The sequence below is a fragment of the Agrobacterium albertimagni AOL15 genome (genome assembly GCF_000300855.1).
In the GTDB taxonomy this organism is placed as follows: Bacteria; Pseudomonadota; Alphaproteobacteria; order Rhizobiales; family Rhizobiaceae; genus Allorhizobium; species Allorhizobium albertimagni.
The window spans coordinates 1-18,606 of sequence record NZ_ALJF01000025.1; the positions used below are offsets into that span (position 1 = coordinate 1).

Sequence of the window (18,606 nt, forward strand, 5' to 3'; positions counted from 1 at the left end):
AGGATCAAACTCTCAAGTTGAGAATTCAATCGTGACTAATCACTTTATGTTCTGAATCGACGAGAACTCACTCGATTGAAAACGCATCACTGCGCTACCAATCTGGTGTTCTCATATCAAAACGTGACCGTCATCTTGTCTTCTAAGACAAAGTGTCTCCACTTCATCTACGCAAGACCGCCGCCCACGTTTCTCTTTCTTCCATCTTCAATTGTCAAAAAACAGACGGACCAAAACCCGTCGAAAATCCATCACCGCCCAACCCTCAAGTCGGGCAACAAAACCAGCATCGCAGCCAATTTCAAGAGATTTTCAAGAACGAAGGACTTCGTCGCTAGCAGCGCCGCCGCCCTCGTCAGTGAGCGGATGTATAGATTCGCTTCTCCGAGCAGTCAACAGGCTTCTTCGAGAAAATCTGAGAAAATCGACAAGCAGTTGAAATTGCAAGATTTTTCAAACACCGCATATCTGACAGCCCACGGACCCCAGCGTTTGACGCCCCTTTTGCCTCAAAATACCGTCCAATCCCCGCCCCTGGCACCTCTCTCTGACCGCGCCATGTCCCCTCGCATAGGTGCATGCCCTCGTGTGCGCGTGCGCGTGCCGCGCAATTTCCATATTTGCCTGATCTTAAGGCGGTCGTCCGCCGCGATTTGACGGGTCGGGCCAAAACATGAGACATGAAGACGTGATCCAGTCGAAGAACCGGCCAGGGCCCTGCCCTTACGCCACAGACCAGAAGACGGCATGACGACAGACCGCGACCTGATGCGCTCGCTTGGTGGTGAGCCTCCGATCCTGGCCGACGGTCTTCGTGCGCCCGATCGCCGGGAGATCTCCCTGCGCTGGCTGTCCGGCACCTTCCTCACCGGCATCACCTCCTGCATTCTGATGGGCGTCGCCTTGTTTGCCGCACTCGACGGCCGCCAGCAGCTCGCCATCCCGGCCGAAGCCTTTGCCGTCGTGCCGCCCGATCTCGGCGACGGTTCCGCCGAGGAAACCATGCGTGGCGACAGGATCTTCGCCCCCAAAATCGCAGCTCGCCCGGTCGACAAGGCCATTCTCGACGTGCCCACCGTCTTCAAGGACGGTGAGCGCGAGGTGGTCCGCAAGCTGCCCTTCGCCCATGTGAAGATGGTTCTTGCCGCCGACTATGCCAATCAGGAGCGCTATCCGCGTTTCGACCCGCTGGCGATCTTCGCCACCGACGACACGCCCCCGGCGGTCGCCAATCGCACCGGCTCGCTTTATGGTTCGGATGTCGAATCCGAGGTCATTCTGAAGTCGAGCCCCTTTCCGACGGTTCCGAACAAGCCGCTGGCCGGCGAAATGACCTTTGACGAGGTCGAAGAGAATGTCCGCTCGAACGGCTCCGTGCTGACCGACGGCAATGCCCAGGTCGCGGCCCTCTACTATATCGACCCGCGTCGCTTCGATGCCGAGGAAACGGGGCTCGATCTCTCCGTTGGCATGGCCGCGCGCATCGTTGAAGAAAACATGAGCGTCGCCGAACCGGAGATCATCACGCCGATGACCCCGGAATATGCCGACGACATCCTGCCGGTCCGACGGCCGCAATCCGTGGCCGCTCTGATGCAGGCAGCCGGCTACCCTGAGTCCAAGGCCGAGGATGTCGGCAAGGCATTGGCGCCTTTCATGAAGGGCGACGAGCTCGTCGAGGGCGACGTGATCCGCGTCGGGCTCTTGCAGCGTGGTGAAGAGGTCCGCCTCGTGCGCTTTTCCCTCTACCATCGGGCCGATCATATCGTGACGATGGCCGTCAATGACGTCGGCCGTCTCGTCGAGGGTGCGGAACCGCCGGAACTCGACGCCGTGGCGGGTGCGTTCGAGACCTCCCAGCCGGCGCTGATGTCCGGCCGCGATCTGCCCCGCGTCTATGACGGCATCTACCGCGCCGCCCTATCCTACGGGATGAACCAGGATCTGACGGCCCAGGTCATCCGGCTTCTCGCTGCCAATGTCGATTTCCAGGCACAGTTGAAGCCGACCGACATGCTCGAAGCCATCTTCTCCGTCACCGACGATGAAGGTCGCGCGACCGAGGACAGCGATCTCCTCTATGTGCGCGCCCGCTTCGGCGACTCGATCACTCAGTTCTACCGCTTTCAGGATCCCGAAGACGGATCGATCGACTATTTCGATGAAAACGGCAAATCGATCCGCCAGTTCCTGCTGAGAAACCCCGTGCCGAATGGCCGCTTCACCTCGGGATTTGGCATGCGCCGGCATCCGATCCTCGGTTACTCGCGCATGCATACCGGCGTCGACTGGGCAGCCCCGCGCGGCACGCCGATCATTTCCGCCGGCAATGGCGTCGTCGAGAAAGCCGGCTGGGCCTCCGGCTACGGCAACCAGACGCTGATCCGCCATGCCAATGGTTATGTCACCTCCTACAATCACCAGAGCGGCATCGCCAAGGGCATCGTGCCCGGCGCCAAGGTCAACCAGGGCCAGGTGATCGGCTTCGTCGGCTCGACCGGCGCCTCGACCGGCTCGCACCTGCATTATGAGCTGATCGTCAACGGTACGAAGGTCGATGCGATGAAAGTTCGCCTGCCCGGTGGCAAGGCGCTCGAGGGTCCGGCACTTGCCGCCTTCCAGCAGGAGCGCCAGCGCATCGACACCCTGCTGCAGAGTGGTGGACGCCCGGCCCAGGTCGCAAGCCGCTGAACTGAACCATCGACCCCTCGGACAAACGAAAAACGGCGGCCCGCAAGGACCGCCGTTTTTGTTTTTGGACTGACGACGCAGTTGGGCTCAGGCCGCAGCGCTGACCGATGCCTTGGGCGAGATCAACAACCGGTCGCTGCCCGCCTCGATCGTCACATCGGATCCATCGAGCACCTGACCCGATAGGATCTGCTCCGCGAGCGGATCCTGCAGGTATTTCTGGATCACCCGCTTCAGCGGACGGGCACCATAAACCGGGTCGTAACCCTTGTCGGCGAGCCAGGCGCGGGCGTCCGGGGCGAGATCCAGGCGGATCTTGCGCTCCGACAGCAGCGACAAAAGCCGCTTCATCTGGATATCGACGATCGCGCCCATCTCCGTCCGGCGCAGCCGGTGGAAGAGGATGATCTCATCGACACGGTTGAGGAATTCCGGTCGGAACGAGGCCTTGACCACGTCCATCACCTGCTCACGAACCTGGTCGACATCCTGATCCTCCCCGAGGCTGGTCAGATAATCGGCCCCGAGGTTCGAGGTCATGATGATGATCGTGTTCTTGAAGTCGACCGTCCGGCCCTGCCCGTCCGTCAGACGCCCATCGTCGAGCACCTGAAGGAGAACGTTGAAGACGTCAGGATGCGCCTTCTCGATTTCGTCGAACAGCACGACCTGGTAGGGCTTGCGCCGCACCGCTTCCGTCAGCGCCCCGCCTTCCTCGTAACCGACATAGCCCGGAGGCGCCCCGATCAGCCGGGCGACCGAGTGCTTCTCCATGTATTCCGACATGTCGAGGCGAACCATGGCCGTCTCGTCATCGAACAGGAAACGCGCGAGCGACTTGGTGAGCTCGGTCTTGCCGACGCCCGTAGGTCCGAGGAAGATGAACGAGCCGATCGGCCGGTTCGGATCCTGCAGACCGGCACGCGCACGGCGCACCGCACGCGACACGGCTTGCACCGCATCACCCTGACCAACGACCGATTTCGCCAGGTCGTCTTCCATTCGAAGCAGCTTGTCGCGCTCGCCTTCCAGCATCTTGTCAACCGGGATGCCGGTCCAGCGTGAGACGACATGGGCAATCCCGTCGGGATTGACCACCTCCTGCACCATGTTGCCGGCGGCCGAGCCATCCTGCGCTTCGGCATCCACCAGCTCCTTTTCGAGCTTCGGGATCACGCCATAGGCGAGTTCGCCGGCGCGCTGGAATTCACCCTGACGCTGCGCGATCGCAAGCTCGTTGCGGGCTTCGTCGAGCTGACGCTTGAGGTCTGCGGCAAGGCCAAGCTTCTGCTTTTCCGCCTGCCAGCGGGCTGTCAGTGCATCCGCCTCTTCCTCGAGCGAGGTGAGCTCGGTTTCGAGACGCGCGAGCCGGTCGGCGGAGGCCGCATCGGTTTCCTTCTTCAGCGCTTCGCGCTCGATCTTCAGCTGAATGATGCGGCGATCGAGTTCATCGAGCTCCTCGGGCTTGGAATCCACCTGCATCCGGAGCCGCGAGGCGGCCTCGTCCATCAGGTCGATCGCCTTGTCCGGCAGGAAGCGGTCGGTGATGTAGCGGTTCGAAAGCGTCGCAGCAGCAACCAGAGCGGAATCGGAGATCCGCACCTTATGGTGCTGTTCATACTTTTCCTTCAGGCCGCGCAGGATCGAGATCGTATCCTCGACCGTCGGTTCCTCAACCATAACCGGCTGGAAGCGCCGGGCGAGCGCCGGGTCCTTTTCGACATGCTTGCGGTATTCGTCGAGCGTAGTCGCCCCGACGCAGTGGAGTTCACCGCGGGCAAGCGCCGGCTTCAGGAGGTTGGAAGCATCCATGGCGCCATCGGCCTTGCCGGCACCAACAAGCGTATGCATCTCGTCGATGAACAGGATGATCTCGCCGTTTTCGGCCTGCACCTCGTTGAGCACCGCCTTCAGCCGCTCCTCGAATTCACCGCGATATTTGGCACCGGCAATCAGGGCACCCATGTCGAGTGCCATCAGTTTCTTCTCTTTCAAGCTTTCCGGCACATCGCCATTGATGATGCGCAGCGCCAGGCCCTCGGCGATCGCCGTCTTGCCAACCCCGGGTTCACCGATCAGAACGGGATTGTTCTTCGTGCGACGCGACAGAACCTGGATCGTGCGGCGGATCTCGTCATCGCGCCCGATGACGGGATCGAGCCGACCTTCACGGGCCTCCTCGGTCAGGTCACGCGCATATTTCTTCAGAGCATCGAAGCCCGCTTCGGCATTCGCACCATCGGCGGTCCGGCCTTTGCGGATCTCGTTGATCACCTGGTTAAGGGCGCCGGCCGTCACTCCGCCCTTCTTCAGCGACGCTGAGGTCGAAGCAGAGGATTCAATCGCCAAAGCCAGCAGCAGGCGTTCGACGGTGACGAAGCTGTCGCCAGCCTTCTTGGCCGCGTCTTCGGCGGTCGAAAACACCTTGGCGAGCGGCTGTGCGAGATAAACCTGACCATTGCCGCCGGACACCTTCGGCAGCTTGGCAAGAGCGGCATCATTGGCGATGCGTACCGCCTTCGGATCGCCACCCGCACGGCTGATCAACGAGGAGGCCATCCCCTGCTCGTCGTCGAGCAGAACCTTCAACACATGTTCGGGTGTGAATTGCTGGTGCCCTTCCGACAGGGCATAGGTCTGCGCCGATTGCAGAAAACCGCGCACGCGTTCGGAATATTTCTCGATATTCATCGTCACTCTCCGTTTCCCCGCCCTGCCCGCATTCGGCGCAGGTCGGATGTTGTGGATGAGGCCCCCGAAAGCGGCGGACCCCGGAGCGGAAACCGCTCCCTTGACCGAGATATGGGAGCGGGATTTTGCCCTTTAAAGAGGCAGATAAACGAAAAACTCCGGGCCTGGGCCCGGAGTTTTGCAATCGTCAAGTCGAGCTCGAAAAGCTCATTCCGAAGTGGCTTCGGCAAGAGCGGGCGCTTCGCCGCCTTCGCCATTTCCACCTTCGCCACCTTCATCACCGGCAGCGCTGCGGCGCGGCTGACGACGCGGACGGTTGCCGGCATTGCGACGGCGCGGCTGGCGCTCGGCCCCGGCATCCGCCTGGCTTTCGGCAGCAGCGGCTGCCGCTTCAGCTGGCATCTCTTCGATGACCGGCTGCGGACCCGTACCGGCAATCTCTGCCTGCGGCTGCGGCTGAGCCTGCGGCTCACGCGGCTCGCGCTGGCGGCGCTCATGCTGCGGACGGTTCTGCTGCTGCGGCTGCGGGGCCGGCTGCTGCGAACGTTCGCTGGCCTGGCCGACATTGTCGTCCGAACCGTCGAAGTCCTCGCCATCGCGCTCGTTATAGTCCTGGCGATCGTCGCCGCCCTCGCGGTCGTCGCGCTGGAAGCGTTCCTGCATCTGCGACTGAGCGGCCGCGATGATGCGGTTGTAGTGCTCGGCATGCTGCAGATAGTTTTCCGCCATGACGCGGTCGCCGGCGCTCTGGGCGTCGCGTGCGAGTGCGCCATATTTCTCGGCAATGTGCTGGGCGGTGCCGCGGATCTTCACATCGGGGCCGGAGCTGTCATAGGTCCGGGTCAGCGGGTTCTGGCCCTTGCGGTTGAAATTGTTTCCACCGCCGCCGCCACCGCCGCCATTGTTGTTACGCCCCCGACCACGCTTATTCTGCTGTCCTGGCCTCATAGATGATTCACCTGAATGTCTTTGTTGTGCTGATAAAGGGCAACGTCATTGGCTCTGGTTGAACCGGACCAAGTCTCCACGCGCCGCCGACAGACCGCGCTCTCGCCTTGCTCGCCGCTGGTGAAAGTCGAGTTTACTGAGTTACGCAACAGTCCTGTCGTGCTTCGCTGAGTTCGACAGCGAACCTTTTTCGAAGCCGGCCCAGTCGCGAACGAATCTTCGTTCTTTCCCCGCCGCCCGTTGCGTGCCCGCAAACTATTACGCTTCATCCGGAAAACCAAGCCTTTTTCTATGTTTCCCGTAATTATCCTTAGCAGCCGCAGCAAAAGCGCTAATCAAGCCGCTTCGCAAACACCAGGACACGGTCGTTATCACCATAGTCGCGGCGCTCTTCGACAAGGGAAAAACCTGCCAGTTCAAATATTTGCGCAACATCACGACGCTGGTCGAAACCGATCTCCAGACCGATAAGCCCTTGGTCTTCGAGGTGGCTTGCCGCCCCCTCGGCAATCGCTCGGTAGGCGTCGAGCCCATCCGGACCACCATCCAGCGCTGCCATCGGATCGAACTTGGTCACTTCCGGTTCCAGTCCCTTGACCACATCGCTGCGGATATAGGGGGGATTGGAAACGATGATGTCGAAGCGTTCGGTTGTCTTGTCGAACCAGGAACCTGCCCGCGTGGCAAAACGTGACGCCAGCCCGTTGCGCTCGGCATTCTCAGCCGCTGTCTTCAAGGCATCTTCGGAGATATCGATCCCCACGGCCTCGGCCTCGGGACATTCGTGAAGCAGCGCAAGCGCGATCGCTCCGGTTCCCGTTCCAAGATCGACAAGTCTCGGCTTGCGACCTTGCGCAACCATAGACCTGAGATGTGGCAGGATCACGTCAACCAGGATTTCCGTATCCGGTCGGGTTTCGAGCGTCCCGGCCGACAGCCCGAGATCGAGCCCGTAGAATTCACGCCGGCCGAGGATACGATGGACCGGTTCGCGAGCGAGCCGCCGAAGCACGCCCGCCTCCACCCGTGCCACGCCTTCCTGCGAAACCGGCTTCTCACCCTCGAGCAACAGGGACGTGGGGCTAAGCTCGAGAAGGCCACAGACGAGCACCCGCGCATCACCAGCAGCATCGGCCAATCCAGCCGCCTCGAAGCGCCGCCGCGCCTCGACGATCAGAGACTTAGCCGAGGGCGCCGCGTCCATCATTGGGTTTCGCCGAGCTGGGCGAGCTGTCCGGCCTGATAGTCGGAGATCAGCGCATCCAGCATCTCGTCGAGATCGCCTTCGATCATCCGGTCGAGCTTGTAGAGCGTCAAGTTGATCCGATGATCGGTCACGCGCCCCTGCGGGAAGTTATATGTGCGGATGCGTTCGGAGCGGTCGCCGGAGCCGACCTGGCTTTTTCGGTTGGCCGATCGCTCGCTGTCCAGCTTGTGCCGCTCGATGTCGTAGAGCCTCGACCGCAGCACCTGCAGAGCCTTGGCGCGATTCTGGTGCTGTGATTTCTCCGAGGACGTCACGATCAGGCCGGTCGGCAAATGCGTGATGCGCACGGCCGAGTCCGTCGTATTGACGTGCTGGCCACCGGCACCCGAGGCGCGCATCGTGTCGATGCGGATGTCTTCGGGCTTGATCTCGATGTCGATGTCTTCGGCTTCAGGCAGCACTGCAACGGTTGCCGCAGAGGTGTGAATACGTCCGCTCGCTTCAGTCTCCGGCACGCGCTGCACGCGGTGTACGCCGGACTCGAACTTCAGTTTGGAAAACACGCCACGACCGCTGATCGTGGCGATGATTTCCTTGTAGCCGCCGGCTTCCCCTTCGCTGGCGGAGAGCACTTCGACCTTCCAGCCCTTGGTCGAGGCAAAGCGCTCATACATCCGGAACAGGTCGCCGGCAAAGAGTGCTGCCTCGGACCCGCCGGTTCCGGCGCGGATTTCGAGGATCGCGCTCTTTTCGTCGGCCGCGTCCTTCGGCAGGAGCAGGATCTGCATCTCGTCTCCAAGTGCCTCGATCCGGCTTTCGAGTTCGGGCAGCTCCATCTCCGCGAGCTCGCGCATCTCCCGGTCCGTCGCCTTGTCGGACAGCATGGCGCGCAAGCCGTCGGCCTCATCGATCGCAGCCTGGTATTCGCGGATCTTCTTCACGACCGGCTCGAGTTCGGAATATTCCGATGCGAGCTTCACATAGACGTCGGCTGCCGGTCCCGCAGACATTCGCGCCTCGATCTCGCCGAAGCGGCGTTCGAGTTCGCGCATTTTCTCGACAGGAAGCTTCGCCACCCTTTACTCCAAGGTCAGTCGTCAAAGTCAGACGGGGATGTTGTGCTCTTCCGCATGGCGAAGGAGCAGGTCGCGCACTGACACGCCCGGGGTGTCGTCGTCAAGCGCAGCCATCAGAACCTCGGAGAGCTGACCGATGTCGAGACCGAGCAGCATCGCCTTCACCGGACCGATCGCGGTCGGCGACATCGAGATCGAACGGAAGCCGATGCCGAGCAGTGCCATGGCCGAAAGCGGCTTCGACGCCATCTCACCGCACAGCGTCACCGGGGTCTTGTTGCGCTCGCCGGCACGGACGATATCCCTGAGAATCCGGAGGAACGGCCGCCCGAGCACGTCGAAGCGGTCGGACACCCGTGCATTGCCGCGATCAACGGCCATGGCAAACTGGAACAGGTCGTTCGATCCGACCGAGACGAAATCCACCTCGTCCATCAGCTCGTCGAGCTGCCAGAGCAGCGCCGGCACTTCGAGCATCGCGCCGAACTGCAGCTTCTTCGGCAGTTGATGACCGAACTTGGAGATGTGCTGGATCTCCTTCTGCATCAGCTCGCGCACGGCCCGGATCTCCGAGACCTCGGTGACCATCGGCAGCATCATCTTCAACTCGGCGCCGGAGGCTGCCTTCAACAGCGCGCGCAGCTGCGTGCGCAAGAGCCCCGGCCGATCGAGCGACAGGCGGATCGCACGCCAGCCAAGTGCTGGGTTCTCTTCTTCCTGGGCGCGGAAATAGGGAACTACTTTGTCGCCGCCGATGTCGAGCGTGCGAAAGGTGACCGGACGACCAGCCGCCTGCTTCAACACATTGCGATAGAAGCTTTCCTGCTCCTCGCCCTTCGGCATCGTGGACGAGATCATGAACTGCAATTCGGTGCGGAACAGCCCGATGCCATCGGCGCCGGAATCGGCCAGCTGCGGCAGGTCGACCAAAAGACCGGCATTCATCTGCAGCTTGATCCGGTGCCCATCCTTGGTGACCGGCTCGACATCGCGCAGCGCCCGGAACTGCTCCTGCCGCTTGGCCCGGAGTTTGACCTTTTCCTCATAGGCCCGCTGCAGATCGGCAACCGGGCGCACATGCACCTTGCCGTCATCACCGTCGATGATGACCGGATCGCCGTTTTCGGCAAGTGCCACTGCACCGGCCGCCTGGCCGACCACGGCGATGCCCATGGCACGCGCGACGATCACCACATGGCTGGTGACGGCCCCTTCTTCGAGCACAAGGCCGCGCAGGTTCTCGCGCGGATAGTCGAGCAATTCGGCCGCTCCCATGGCGCGGGCAAAGACGATCGCATCGTTCGGGAAACCTTCGGCCGCACTGTGCGGCGAAAAGCCGGTCAACTGGCGCAGCAACCGGTTCGCGAGATCGTCGAAGTCGTGCATGCGCTCGCGCAGATAGGGATCGGTCAGGCGCATCATGCGCGCCTTGGTGTCGCTCTGTACCTTCTCCACCGCAGCTTCCGCCGTCAGACCGTTGTGGATCGCCTCTTCCATGCGCCGCACCCAGCCCTGGTCATGGGCGAACATGCGGTAGGTTTCGAGCACGTCGCGATGCTCGCCTTCCATGGAAATCTCGCGCCGCGACAGCATGTCGTCGATCGAGATCCGGAGTGACCCCAGGGCCGTCGCCAGACGGCGGATTTCCGTCTCGCTGTCTTCGTTCAAAAGATTGGTGACGACGATGCGCGGCTCGTGCAACACGACATAGCCGAGACCGATGCCTTCGGAATAGCTGTCCCCGTCGATCGAGACGGGTCGCGTCAGGTCGAGTTCGAGCCCGGGACGAGTGATCTTCTTGAGCTCGCCGGTGGCGATCATCTCCGCAATCACCATCGCGGTCGTCTCGAGCGCCTCGAGCTCGTCCTCGCGATAGTTCCGCTGCGCCTTGTTCTGTACGACGAGAACGCCAAGGCTTCGTCCGGCGCGCAGGATCGGCACGCCGAGGAAGGAGTGGTAGATCTCTTCGCCGGTTTCCGGCAGGTAACGGAAGGCCGGATGCGCCTGGGCATCCGAAAGATTGAGCGACTGCGCCGAGGCCGCGATCGTACCGACGAGACCCTGGCCCATCTTGAGCTGCGCCAGGTGAACCGCGTCCTTGTTCAGACCTTCGGTGGCATAGAGCTCGAGAACGCCGTCGGAGCGGAGCACATAGACGGAGCACACCTCTGCGACCATGTTGTTCGCGATCTGGCGAACGATCCGATCCAGTCGCTCCTGCGGCTCGAGCGGCTCCGCCATCAATTCGCGTAGCCGCTTGAGGAGGACGCGGGGACCCGCAGAAAGGTCTCTCATCGCGTTTTTGCTCCACTTCCCATTGGTCAGCGGATTGTTACCCTTGCCTTTTCAGGGGTCGGGTCACGCGAGTCCGCTCTCAGGAATCAATTCTTATCCAGACCGTAGCAGGAATGCAAAGTCCGAACCGCGAGCTCGGCATAGGGGCCGTCGATCAGGATCGAGATCTTGATCTCGGAGGTCGTGATCGCCTTGATGTTGATGCCCTTCTCGGCCAGCGCCCGGAAGGCGGTCGCGGCAACACCCGCATGGCTGCGCATGCCGATGCCGATGACGGACACCTTCACGAGACCCTTCTCGCTCTGGACAACGTCAAAGCCGATCTTCTCCTTGTTGGAGCCGAGAACGGCGAGCGCCTTGTCCACGTCACCCGAGGGCACGGTGAAGGTCATGTCGGTCTTCGAACCGTCTTCCGAGATGTTCTGGACGATCATGTCGACATTGATGTGGGATTCAGCCAGCGGCCCGAAGATCGCAGCGGAAACACCCGGCCGGTCGGCGAGGCGCCGCAGCGAGATCTGGGCTTCATCCTTGGCATAGGCAATACCGGCGACGACTTCCTGTTCCACGATCTCTTCCTCATCGCAAATCAACGTACCGGGCGGGTTCATCAGATCACCCATGCCCGGTGCATCGGGATCTTCAAAGCTGGAGCGCACGAAGGTGCGGACCTTGTGCACCATGGCGAGTTCGACGGAGCGAACCTGCAGCACCTTGGCGCCGAGCGAGGCCATTTCGAGCATTTCCTCGAACGCGATCTTCTTCAGGCGGCGTGCCTTGGGCTCGATGCGCGGGTCGGTCGTGTAGACGCCGTCCACGTCGGTATAGATATCGCAGCGGTCAGCCTTCACGCCAGCAGCGATCGCCACGGCAGACGTATCCGAGCCACCACGGCCGAGCGTCGCGATGCGGTTATCAGGACCGATGCCCTGGAAACCGGCGACGACCGCCACTTGGCCCTCGCCCATGCGGCGAATGATGTCGGTGCCGTCGATCTCCTGGATGCGGGCAGCACCATGAGCATTGTCGGTCTTGATCGGGATTTGCCAGCCCTGCCAGGAGCGGGCATTGATGCCCATCGACTGGAGAGCGATGGCGAGAAGACCGGATGTGACCTGTTCGCCGGAGGCCACGACCGCATCATATTCGCGCGCATCGTAGAACGGCGAGTCGGCACCCGCGACCTTGGGCATGGTCTGCACCCAGTCGACCAGCTCGTTCGTCTTGCCCGACATGGCGGAGACGACGACGGCCACTTCGTGACCCGCATCCACTTCGCGTTTCACATGGCGCGCGACGTTATAGATGCGATCCAGATTGGCGACGGATGTCCCGCCGAACTTCATGACGATGCGAGCCATAGACTTGAACCATATGCCCTTGAAAGACGCCGGAACCCCGGCACAGAAACACCGACCTGAGCGGATAAGCCTCAGGTTGCGGGGCTTTTAGTCTATATGTTCCCGGGGCGCAACGGCCACTTGCCCCCCAAACGGTACGGTAAGGCGCGGTTTTTTCGGTGCCGCAATGCCCCTGGAACCCTGCCATAATTTGGATCGAATTCGGGAGCCAACCATGACACGACGCTCAGGCTGGGAGGCTGGGCTGTCGCACACGGGTCGACCGATACCGGACAGGGCGTCATGAAAGTTGCAGACGAATTTCCCGAGGTTCTCCAGGGCGACACGCTCCCGCCGCCCTCTTTCTTCAACAGGCATGCGAAGTCGATCGCAGCGATCATGGCTCTCGTCGTCTTCGCCGCCGTCGGTTATGCCGTTTACCGACTGACGGAAGAGGTCAGCTATGCGGATGTCCTGCGGTCGCTGGCCGCGACGAGTACCGCCTCGATCGCACTTGCGATCATCTTCACCATGCTGAGCTTCTTGACACTCTGCTTCTACGACCTGAACGCACTGTCGTTCATCGGCCGCAAGCGCCCCTGGCCGGAAGTCGCGCTCACCGCCTTCAGCGCCTATGCCGTCGGCAATGTCGCTGGTTTCGGAGCCCTGTCGGGCGGCGCGATCCGCTACCGCGCCTATTCCCGCGCCGGCCTGTCACCGGATGAAATCGGCCGCATCATCGCTTTCGTCACGCTTTCCTTCTCACTTGGCCTCGCAATTCTGACTACCGGAAGCCTGATACCGATGGCGGGCGAAATCGCGCCGCTCCTCGGCATGACCTCCGGGACGCTTGCGACGGTCAGCGCCGCGATCCTGCTCGCGATCCTCTTGCTTCTCGGCATCGCCCGGCGCGGCCGTCTACGGATTGCCGGCCGCACACTGAACCTTCCCGATACCGGGACCCTGTCCCGGCAATTCCTGGTGACCGTTCTCGACGTCGCCTTTGCCGCCTCCGTACTTTACGCGCTGTTGCCGACGGAGGCGCAGATCTCCTGGCCGGCCTTCTTCGTTGTCTTCGCGGTTGCCATCGGCATCGGCGTCGTCAGCCATGTACCGGCGGGCCTCGGCGTCTTCGAAGCCGTCATGCTCGCCGCCCTCGGCTCCCAGGTACCGGCCGATGCCTTGCTAGCCTCGCTCGTCGTCTACCGCGCGATTTACTATGTCCTGCCGCTGGTTATCGCGATCCTCCTGGTCACGGCCACGGAATTGCACCGGCTGAAATCGAGCCCGCTGGCATCGGGTGCGGCAAGAACTGCCGGCCGCCTTGCGCCGACTCTTCTCGCGGCCCTCGCCCTCGTTCTCGGCGCCATGCTCGTCCTGTCGAGCGTCACGCCGACGCCCGGCGACAATCTCGACCTGCTCGCCGGGTTCCTGCCGCTCCCCGTTGTCGAGGGCGCGCATTTCCTCGCCAGCATTCTCGGCCTGATGCTTGTCATCGTCGCCCGCGGCCTCGCCCAGAGACTGGACGGTGCCTGGTGGGGCGCCCTCGTTATCGCGCTGCTCGCTCTGGCCCTGTCGCTTGCCAAGGCGGTCGCCATCTATGAAGCGGCCCTTCTGGCCATTCTGGTCCTCGCGCTCCTCCCGAGCCGCCGGCTATTTCATCGCAAGGCGTCTCTCGGCCAGGCGCTGACGTCTTCCTGGCTGCTCGCCGTCGCCATCCTGATCGGCGGCGCGATCGTCGTGCTGCTCTTCGTCTATCGCGATGTCGAATACAGCCATGCGCTCTGGTGGCAGTTCGCCTTCGATGCCGAAGCGCCCCGCTCGCTGCGCGCCATGCTCGGCCTCACCGTGGTTGCCATGGGCGTCTGCCTCTTCAGCCTCATGCGCCCGGCAGCCCCGGCCATCCGTCCAGCTGACGGGGAGGAACTGGCGAAAGCCGTCGCCATTTTAGACCGGAACGACGTGGCCGACGCCAATCTAGTGCGCACCGGCGACAAGTCGGTCATGGTCTCGCCCGATGGCGAAGCCTTCCTGATGTACGGACGTCAGGGCCGCTCGTTGATCGCATTTCTCGATCCGATCGGGCCTAAATCCTCTCGCGACGAGCTCGTCTGGCAGTTTGTCGAGAAAGCCCGTGCGAGCGGATGCCGCGCCGTCTTCTACCAGGCTTCACCCGCCATCCTGCCGGTCATTGCCGATGCCGGCATGAAGGCGTTCAAACTCGGCGAGATGGCCGTGGTCGATCTCGAGCGCTTCGACCTCAAGGGCGGCAAATGGGCGGGCCTGCGCCAGACCGCTGCCAAGGGCGAGCGCGACGGCCTCACCTTCGAGATTATCCCGACGGAGGGTTTAGCCCCGATTCTCGACGATCTCCGCCAGATCTCCAACGCCTGGCTCGACCATCACCGGGCGAAGGAGAAGGGCTTTTCCCTCGGCGCTTTCACCGATGGTTATATGACAGCACAACCGGTCGCCATCCTGCGCCACGAAGGCCGGATCGTCGCTTTCGCCAACCTGCTACTGACGGACACCCGCGAGGAGGCCTCGATCGATCTGATGCGCTTCGCCCCGGATGCCCCGAAAGGCGCGATGGACTTCCTCTTCGTCCGCCTGATGACGACACTGCGCGACCAGGGCTATCGCCATTTCAACCTCGGCATGGCGCCACTCTCGGGTCTCTCACGCCGCGAGGTAGCCCCTGTCTGGGACCGCGTCGCCAACACCTTCTATGAACACGGCGAACGCTTCTACAACTTCAAGGGCCTTCGCGCCTTCAAGTCCAAATTCCATCCCGACTGGCAGCCGCGTTATCTTGCGGTCGCCGGTGGTCTCAATCCCGTATTGGCCCTGCTCGACGCGACACTACTGATCGGCGGCGGCCTGAAAGGCGTGGTGAAGAAATGAAATCCCTGCTGCGGACGACCATCCTCGCTCTTCCCCTCCTCGCGGCTCTCACCCACCTCATCCCGGACAACAATGCCTATGCGGAGGACCCGCCGCTCGACACCGGCATGATCCCCTCGCCCCTCACTCTCATGCCCGACGGTGATCCCCAGGCGCTTGTGGTGCTGCTCTCCGATGCACCAGGATGGCAACCGTCAGACCAGCTGGAAGCGGAACGGCTGCAAGCCAATGGGGCAATTGTCGTCGGCATAGACACACCCAAATACATCGCATCCCTCTCGCAGGACAAAGGCGACTGCATCTACACAGTTTCGGATATCGAGGCGCTTGCCCACCAATTGCAGCGCAGGGCCGGAAATTCCAATCTCCTCCCGCCCATCATCGCAGGTCGCGGCGAAGGCGGCGCTCTCGCGCTTGCCATCCTCGCCCAGACGCCGAAGGCCACGATCGGCCAGACGCTCGCTCTCGATCCCGAGGCCGGCGTCCCGCTCACCAAGCAGTTCTGCACCCCGGCGGAAAAGAAGGTCGTCGGCGACAGGATGATCTACGGCCTCAGCCCGGGCGAGCTGCCCGATCCCGCAACCGTTCTGTTCAGTCCGGCAGCCAAGGCCGACGCCCGTGCCCACGTGGCCGCGCTCGAAACCAGCCATCCGGACATAGACCAGCGCGACGCTGGCAGCGATCCGTCGAAATCCTTCTCCGACACCATCGACGAATTGATCGCCGCCGGCAACGCCACCGAGACGCCGCTCGGTCTGCCGCTCACCGTCCTCGACGCTGTGCCGACCCGAGATACGATGGCCGTAGTCTATTCCGGCGACGGCGGCTGGCGCGATCTCGACAGCCAGGTCGGCACCAATTTCCAGGCGTCCGGCATCCCGGTCGTCGGCGTGGATTCGCTGCGTTATTTCTGGACGAAGAAGACACCCGAGCAGACAACCGCCGATCTCGCCACGATCATCCACACCTACGAGAAACGCTGGAAGGTGAAACACGTGCTGCTGATCGGCTATTCCTTCGGCGCTGACATCCTGCCCGCCGCCTACAATGGCCTGCCCGAAAAGCTAAAACCGCGCGTCGCCCAGATCAGCCTGCTCGCACTCTCGCATCAGGCAGACTACGAGGTCTCAGTTTCCGGCTGGCTGGGCACAAGCAACGGCGGGGTATCCGATCCGCTGACAGACGTGGCGAAGATCGATCCGTCGATCGTTCAGTGCATGTTCGGCACGGAGGAAGAGGATGATGCCTGCAAGCAGCTGGTCGGCGGACCGGTCGAGACGATCGGCATCAAGGGCGGCCACCATTTCGACGGGGATTACCCCGCTCTCGCGAAGCGGATCCTCGACGGGCTCGACAAACGAATGGTCAAATAGAAAGAGGGAGCATTTCGCTCCCTCTCAAAGTGATGGTCGATAGCCTTAGCGGCAGGCGCTCGGGTCTCGTTCGCAGCGCTCCTGCATCATCCGCCTCAAGGGAAGCCGTCCCGGGTCGCTTTGTCGCTCGATCTCGCGTCCGCGCCTGTCATTGTCGACGCGGCGATCACGATCGCGGTCGCGTCGGTTGTCGCGCACATCACCGTCTCGCCAGCGGTCTCGATCACGATAGAACGGTCGGCTGCGGTAATGATCGTCCCAGTAGCGACCGATGCTGAAGGTCACGGTCGGGATGCCGAGCGGGCGATAATATTGCGGCCCCACATTGACGCGCCGCTGCGAATAGGTCGTCTGCAGATAGGATCCGGAAACCCAGCCGCGATACCCGGCAAAGGCGACGTCGCACCAGTTGGCGCTGGAAAGGCAGCCCTGGATGTTCACGCGGGTGCCAGACGGGATTACGACGACCGCCGGATACTGCGTGCTGGGCCCTGACCGCATGTTGACATTGGCCGTCGAGAAGGCCGAGGCCGCCTCGGCGACTGCCGGCAAGGCGCCTGCGGATGCAGCCAGCGCTGCAGCGAACCAGATTGACTTCATGATCGTGATCTCCTGTCTGCGCAGAACCGGCGAGCCGGTCTTGTCTGGCAGGGCAACGCGCAATTGCGTCTGCCGGTTCCGCTCGGGCGCCGCACCTGCGACGTCTCCACCCTTGACTTTAAAGGTCATCGAGACGACTTCATGACCAAACGCGCCAGGAGGTTCCGTCATGAGTGCAGAGGCCCGCACCACCATCGATCAGTCCGAAGTCGACCGCTTTTCCGCAATGGCGGCCGAGTGGTGGGATCCAACCGGCAAATTCAAGCCGCTGCACAAGATCAATCCGGTGCGCCTCGCCTATATCAGGGACAAGGTGGTCGAGCATTACGGCCGCGATCCGAAGAGTCCCCGCCCGCTGGAAGGGCTGCGTGTCCTCGACATCGGTTGCGGCGGCGGCCTTCTGTCCGAACCCGTTGCCCGCATGGGCGCGAGCGTGCTCGGCGCCGACGCTTCAGAGAAGAACATCAAGATCGCCATGACCCACTCCGCCCAGAGCGGCGTCGATGTCGATTACCGTGCCGTGACGGCCGAAGCGCTCGCGGCTCAGGTCGAGACCTTCGACATCGTACTGAACATGGAAGTCGTCGAGCATGTTGCCGACGTCGATTTCTTCCTCTCGACCTGCGCCTCCATGGTTCGCCCCGGCGGCCTGATGCTCGTCTCCACCATCAATCGGACGCTGAAAGCCGCAGCCCTTGCCATCGTCGGCGCCGAATATGTCCTGCGCTGGCTGCCCCGCGGCACCCATCAATACGAGAAGCTGGTCCGTCCCGAGGAAATCGAACGGCCCCTCTCGGCAAACGGCATGCAGATCCTCGAAACCAAGGGTGTCTTCTTCAATCCACTTCAGAACCAGTGGAATCTCTCGGCAGACATCGATGTGAATTACATGATGCTGGCGAGACGCCCGGGATCGGCGACATGACGGCGCCGCAGACGATCATCGACTTCTGGCTCCGCCACGGCCCGGAAGCCTGGTTCTCACGCAACGAAGCGCTCGACGCCGAAATCGCAGCGGACTATGCCGAGCTGCATTTCCAGGCCTCGCGCAACGAACTGTCGGATTGGCAGGAGACCCCGGAGGGCACCCTCGCCCTCCTTCTGCTGCTCGACCAGTTTCCGCGCAATCTCTTTCGCGGCAGCGCGCATTCCTATGCAACCGATCCGCTTGCCCGAACGATTGCGCATCACGCGTTGGCCAAGGGTTTCGACAAGCAAGTCGAGCCGATCCTGCGGCCCTTTATCTACCTGCCCTTCGAACACTCGGAAGACATGGAAGACCAGCGCTACAGCGTCTCGCTTTTCGAGAAGCACCGCGACGAGACCGGGGACGCAGAAGCGCTGAAATGGGCCGTTCTGCATCTGGATCTGATTGAGCGCTTCGGTCGCTTTCCACACCGCAACGCCGCTCTTGGCCGCAAGACAACGCCCGAAGAGCAGGCCTATCTCGACGAAGACGGTTTCAAGGGCTAAGCCCTTGA

At 62.3% G+C, this 18,606-nt stretch carries 12 protein-coding genes; 5 read left to right on the forward strand and 7 right to left on the reverse strand.

What is annotated here, in order from left to right:
* The first annotated feature begins 747 nt into the window (after positions 1–747).
* Positions 748–2,691, forward strand: coding sequence for a M23 family metallopeptidase (locus QWE_RS23720; protein WP_006728727.1), 1,944 nt, complete (start codon positions 748–750; stop codon positions 2,689–2,691).
* 87 nt (positions 2,692–2,778) lie between these two features.
* Here the strand turns inward: QWE_RS23720 and clpB are convergent, their stop codons facing one another.
* From clpB to QWE_RS23750, 6 genes are all read right to left on the reverse strand, one after another.
* The gene (gene clpB / locus QWE_RS23725; RefSeq protein WP_006728728.1) at positions 2,779–5,382 is read right to left on the reverse strand and encodes an ATP-dependent chaperone ClpB; all 2,604 of its coding nucleotides are present in this window, start codon (positions 5,380–5,382) and stop codon (positions 2,779–2,781) included.
* Positions 5,383–5,589: 207 nt separating this feature from the next.
* Complete coding sequence (locus QWE_RS23730) at positions 5,590–6,330, reverse strand: DUF4167 domain-containing protein (protein WP_006728729.1); 741 nt, start codon at positions 6,328–6,330, stop codon at positions 5,590–5,592.
* A 331-nt stretch (positions 6,331–6,661) separates the two neighbouring features.
* A complete protein-coding gene (gene prmC, locus QWE_RS23735; RefSeq protein WP_006728730.1) occupies positions 6,662–7,534 on the reverse strand; it encodes a peptide chain release factor N(5)-glutamine methyltransferase in 873 nt (290 codons plus the stop codon).
* Complete coding sequence (gene prfA, locus QWE_RS23740) at positions 7,534–8,613, reverse strand: peptide chain release factor 1 (protein WP_006728731.1); 1,080 nt, start codon at positions 8,611–8,613, stop codon at positions 7,534–7,536. Before prfA ends, prmC begins: the two co-directional genes overlap by 1 nt.
* Positions 8,614–8,640: 27 nt before the next feature.
* A complete protein-coding gene (gene ptsP, locus QWE_RS23745) occupies positions 8,641–10,908 on the reverse strand; it encodes a phosphoenolpyruvate--protein phosphotransferase (protein ID WP_006728732.1) in 2,268 nt (755 codons plus the stop codon).
* An 86-nt stretch (positions 10,909–10,994) separates the two neighbouring features.
* Positions 10,995–12,269, reverse strand: a complete 1,275-nt coding sequence (locus tag QWE_RS23750) for an aspartate kinase (protein ID WP_006728733.1) — start codon at positions 12,267–12,269, stop codon at positions 10,995–10,997.
* 282 nt (positions 12,270–12,551) lie between these two features.
* On the opposite strand from QWE_RS23750, the gene mprF reads away from it, so the two are divergent.
* Positions 12,552–15,152, forward strand: coding sequence for a bifunctional lysylphosphatidylglycerol flippase/synthetase MprF (mprF, locus tag QWE_RS23755; RefSeq protein WP_006728734.1), 2,601 nt, complete (start codon positions 12,552–12,554; stop codon positions 15,150–15,152).
* Positions 15,149–16,525: a virulence factor family protein gene (locus QWE_RS23760; protein WP_006728735.1), complete on the forward strand. Its 1,377-nt coding sequence runs from the start codon at positions 15,149–15,151 to the stop codon at positions 16,523–16,525. The genes mprF and QWE_RS23760 overlap by 4 nt, the downstream gene beginning before the upstream one ends.
* A gap of 45 nt (positions 16,526–16,570) precedes the next feature.
* Here QWE_RS23760 and QWE_RS23765 read toward each other — a convergent pair whose 3' ends face one another.
* Positions 16,571–17,125, reverse strand: coding sequence for an SH3 domain-containing protein (locus QWE_RS23765; RefSeq protein ID WP_083873001.1), 555 nt, complete (start codon positions 17,123–17,125; stop codon positions 16,571–16,573).
* Positions 17,126–17,294: 169 nt separating this feature from the next.
* Here QWE_RS23765 and ubiG point away from each other — a divergent pair, with 169 nt between their 5' ends.
* Positions 17,295–18,050 (forward strand): bifunctional 2-polyprenyl-6-hydroxyphenol methylase/3-demethylubiquinol 3-O-methyltransferase UbiG, encoded by a 756-nt coding sequence (gene ubiG, locus QWE_RS23770; RefSeq protein WP_006728737.1) that lies wholly within the window; start codon positions 17,295–17,297, stop codon positions 18,048–18,050.
* Positions 18,047–18,598, forward strand: a complete 552-nt coding sequence (locus tag QWE_RS23775) for a DUF924 family protein (protein ID WP_006728738.1) — start codon at positions 18,047–18,049, stop codon at positions 18,596–18,598. Before ubiG ends, QWE_RS23775 begins: the two co-directional genes overlap by 4 nt.
* Positions 18,599–18,606: the final 8 nt, after the last annotated feature.

What these genes read in the sequence shown, in the direction of transcription:
- QWE_RS23720 (WP_006728727.1), top strand. Translation starts at nt 748, where the DNA reads ATGACGACAGACCGCGACCTGATGCGCTCGCTTGGTGGTGAGCCTCCG.
- clpB (WP_006728728.1), bottom strand. Translation starts at nt 5,382, where the DNA reads ATGAATATCGAGAAATATTCCGAACGCGTGCGCGGTTTTCTGCAATCG.
- QWE_RS23730 (WP_006728729.1), bottom strand. Translation starts at nt 6,330, where the DNA reads ATGAGGCCAGGACAGCAGAATAAGCGTGGTCGGGGGCGTAACAACAAT.
- prmC (WP_006728730.1), bottom strand. Translation starts at nt 7,534, where the DNA reads ATGGACGCGGCGCCCTCGGCTAAGTCTCTGATCGTCGAGGCGCGGCGG.
- ptsP (WP_006728732.1), bottom strand. Translation starts at nt 10,908, where the DNA reads ATGAGAGACCTTTCTGCGGGTCCCCGCGTCCTCCTCAAGCGGCTACGC.
- QWE_RS23750 (WP_006728733.1), bottom strand. Translation starts at nt 12,269, where the DNA reads ATGGCTCGCATCGTCATGAAGTTCGGCGGGACATCCGTCGCCAATCTG.
- mprF (WP_006728734.1), top strand. Translation starts at nt 12,552, where the DNA reads ATGAAAGTTGCAGACGAATTTCCCGAGGTTCTCCAGGGCGACACGCTC.
- QWE_RS23760 (WP_006728735.1), top strand. Translation starts at nt 15,149, where the DNA reads ATGAAATCCCTGCTGCGGACGACCATCCTCGCTCTTCCCCTCCTCGCG.
- QWE_RS23765 (WP_083873001.1), bottom strand. Translation starts at nt 17,125, where the DNA reads ATGAAGTCAATCTGGTTCGCTGCAGCGCTGGCTGCATCCGCAGGCGCC.
- ubiG (WP_006728737.1), top strand. Translation starts at nt 17,295, where the DNA reads ATGAGTGCAGAGGCCCGCACCACCATCGATCAGTCCGAAGTCGACCGC.
- QWE_RS23775 (WP_006728738.1), top strand. Translation starts at nt 18,047, where the DNA reads ATGACGGCGCCGCAGACGATCATCGACTTCTGGCTCCGCCACGGCCCG.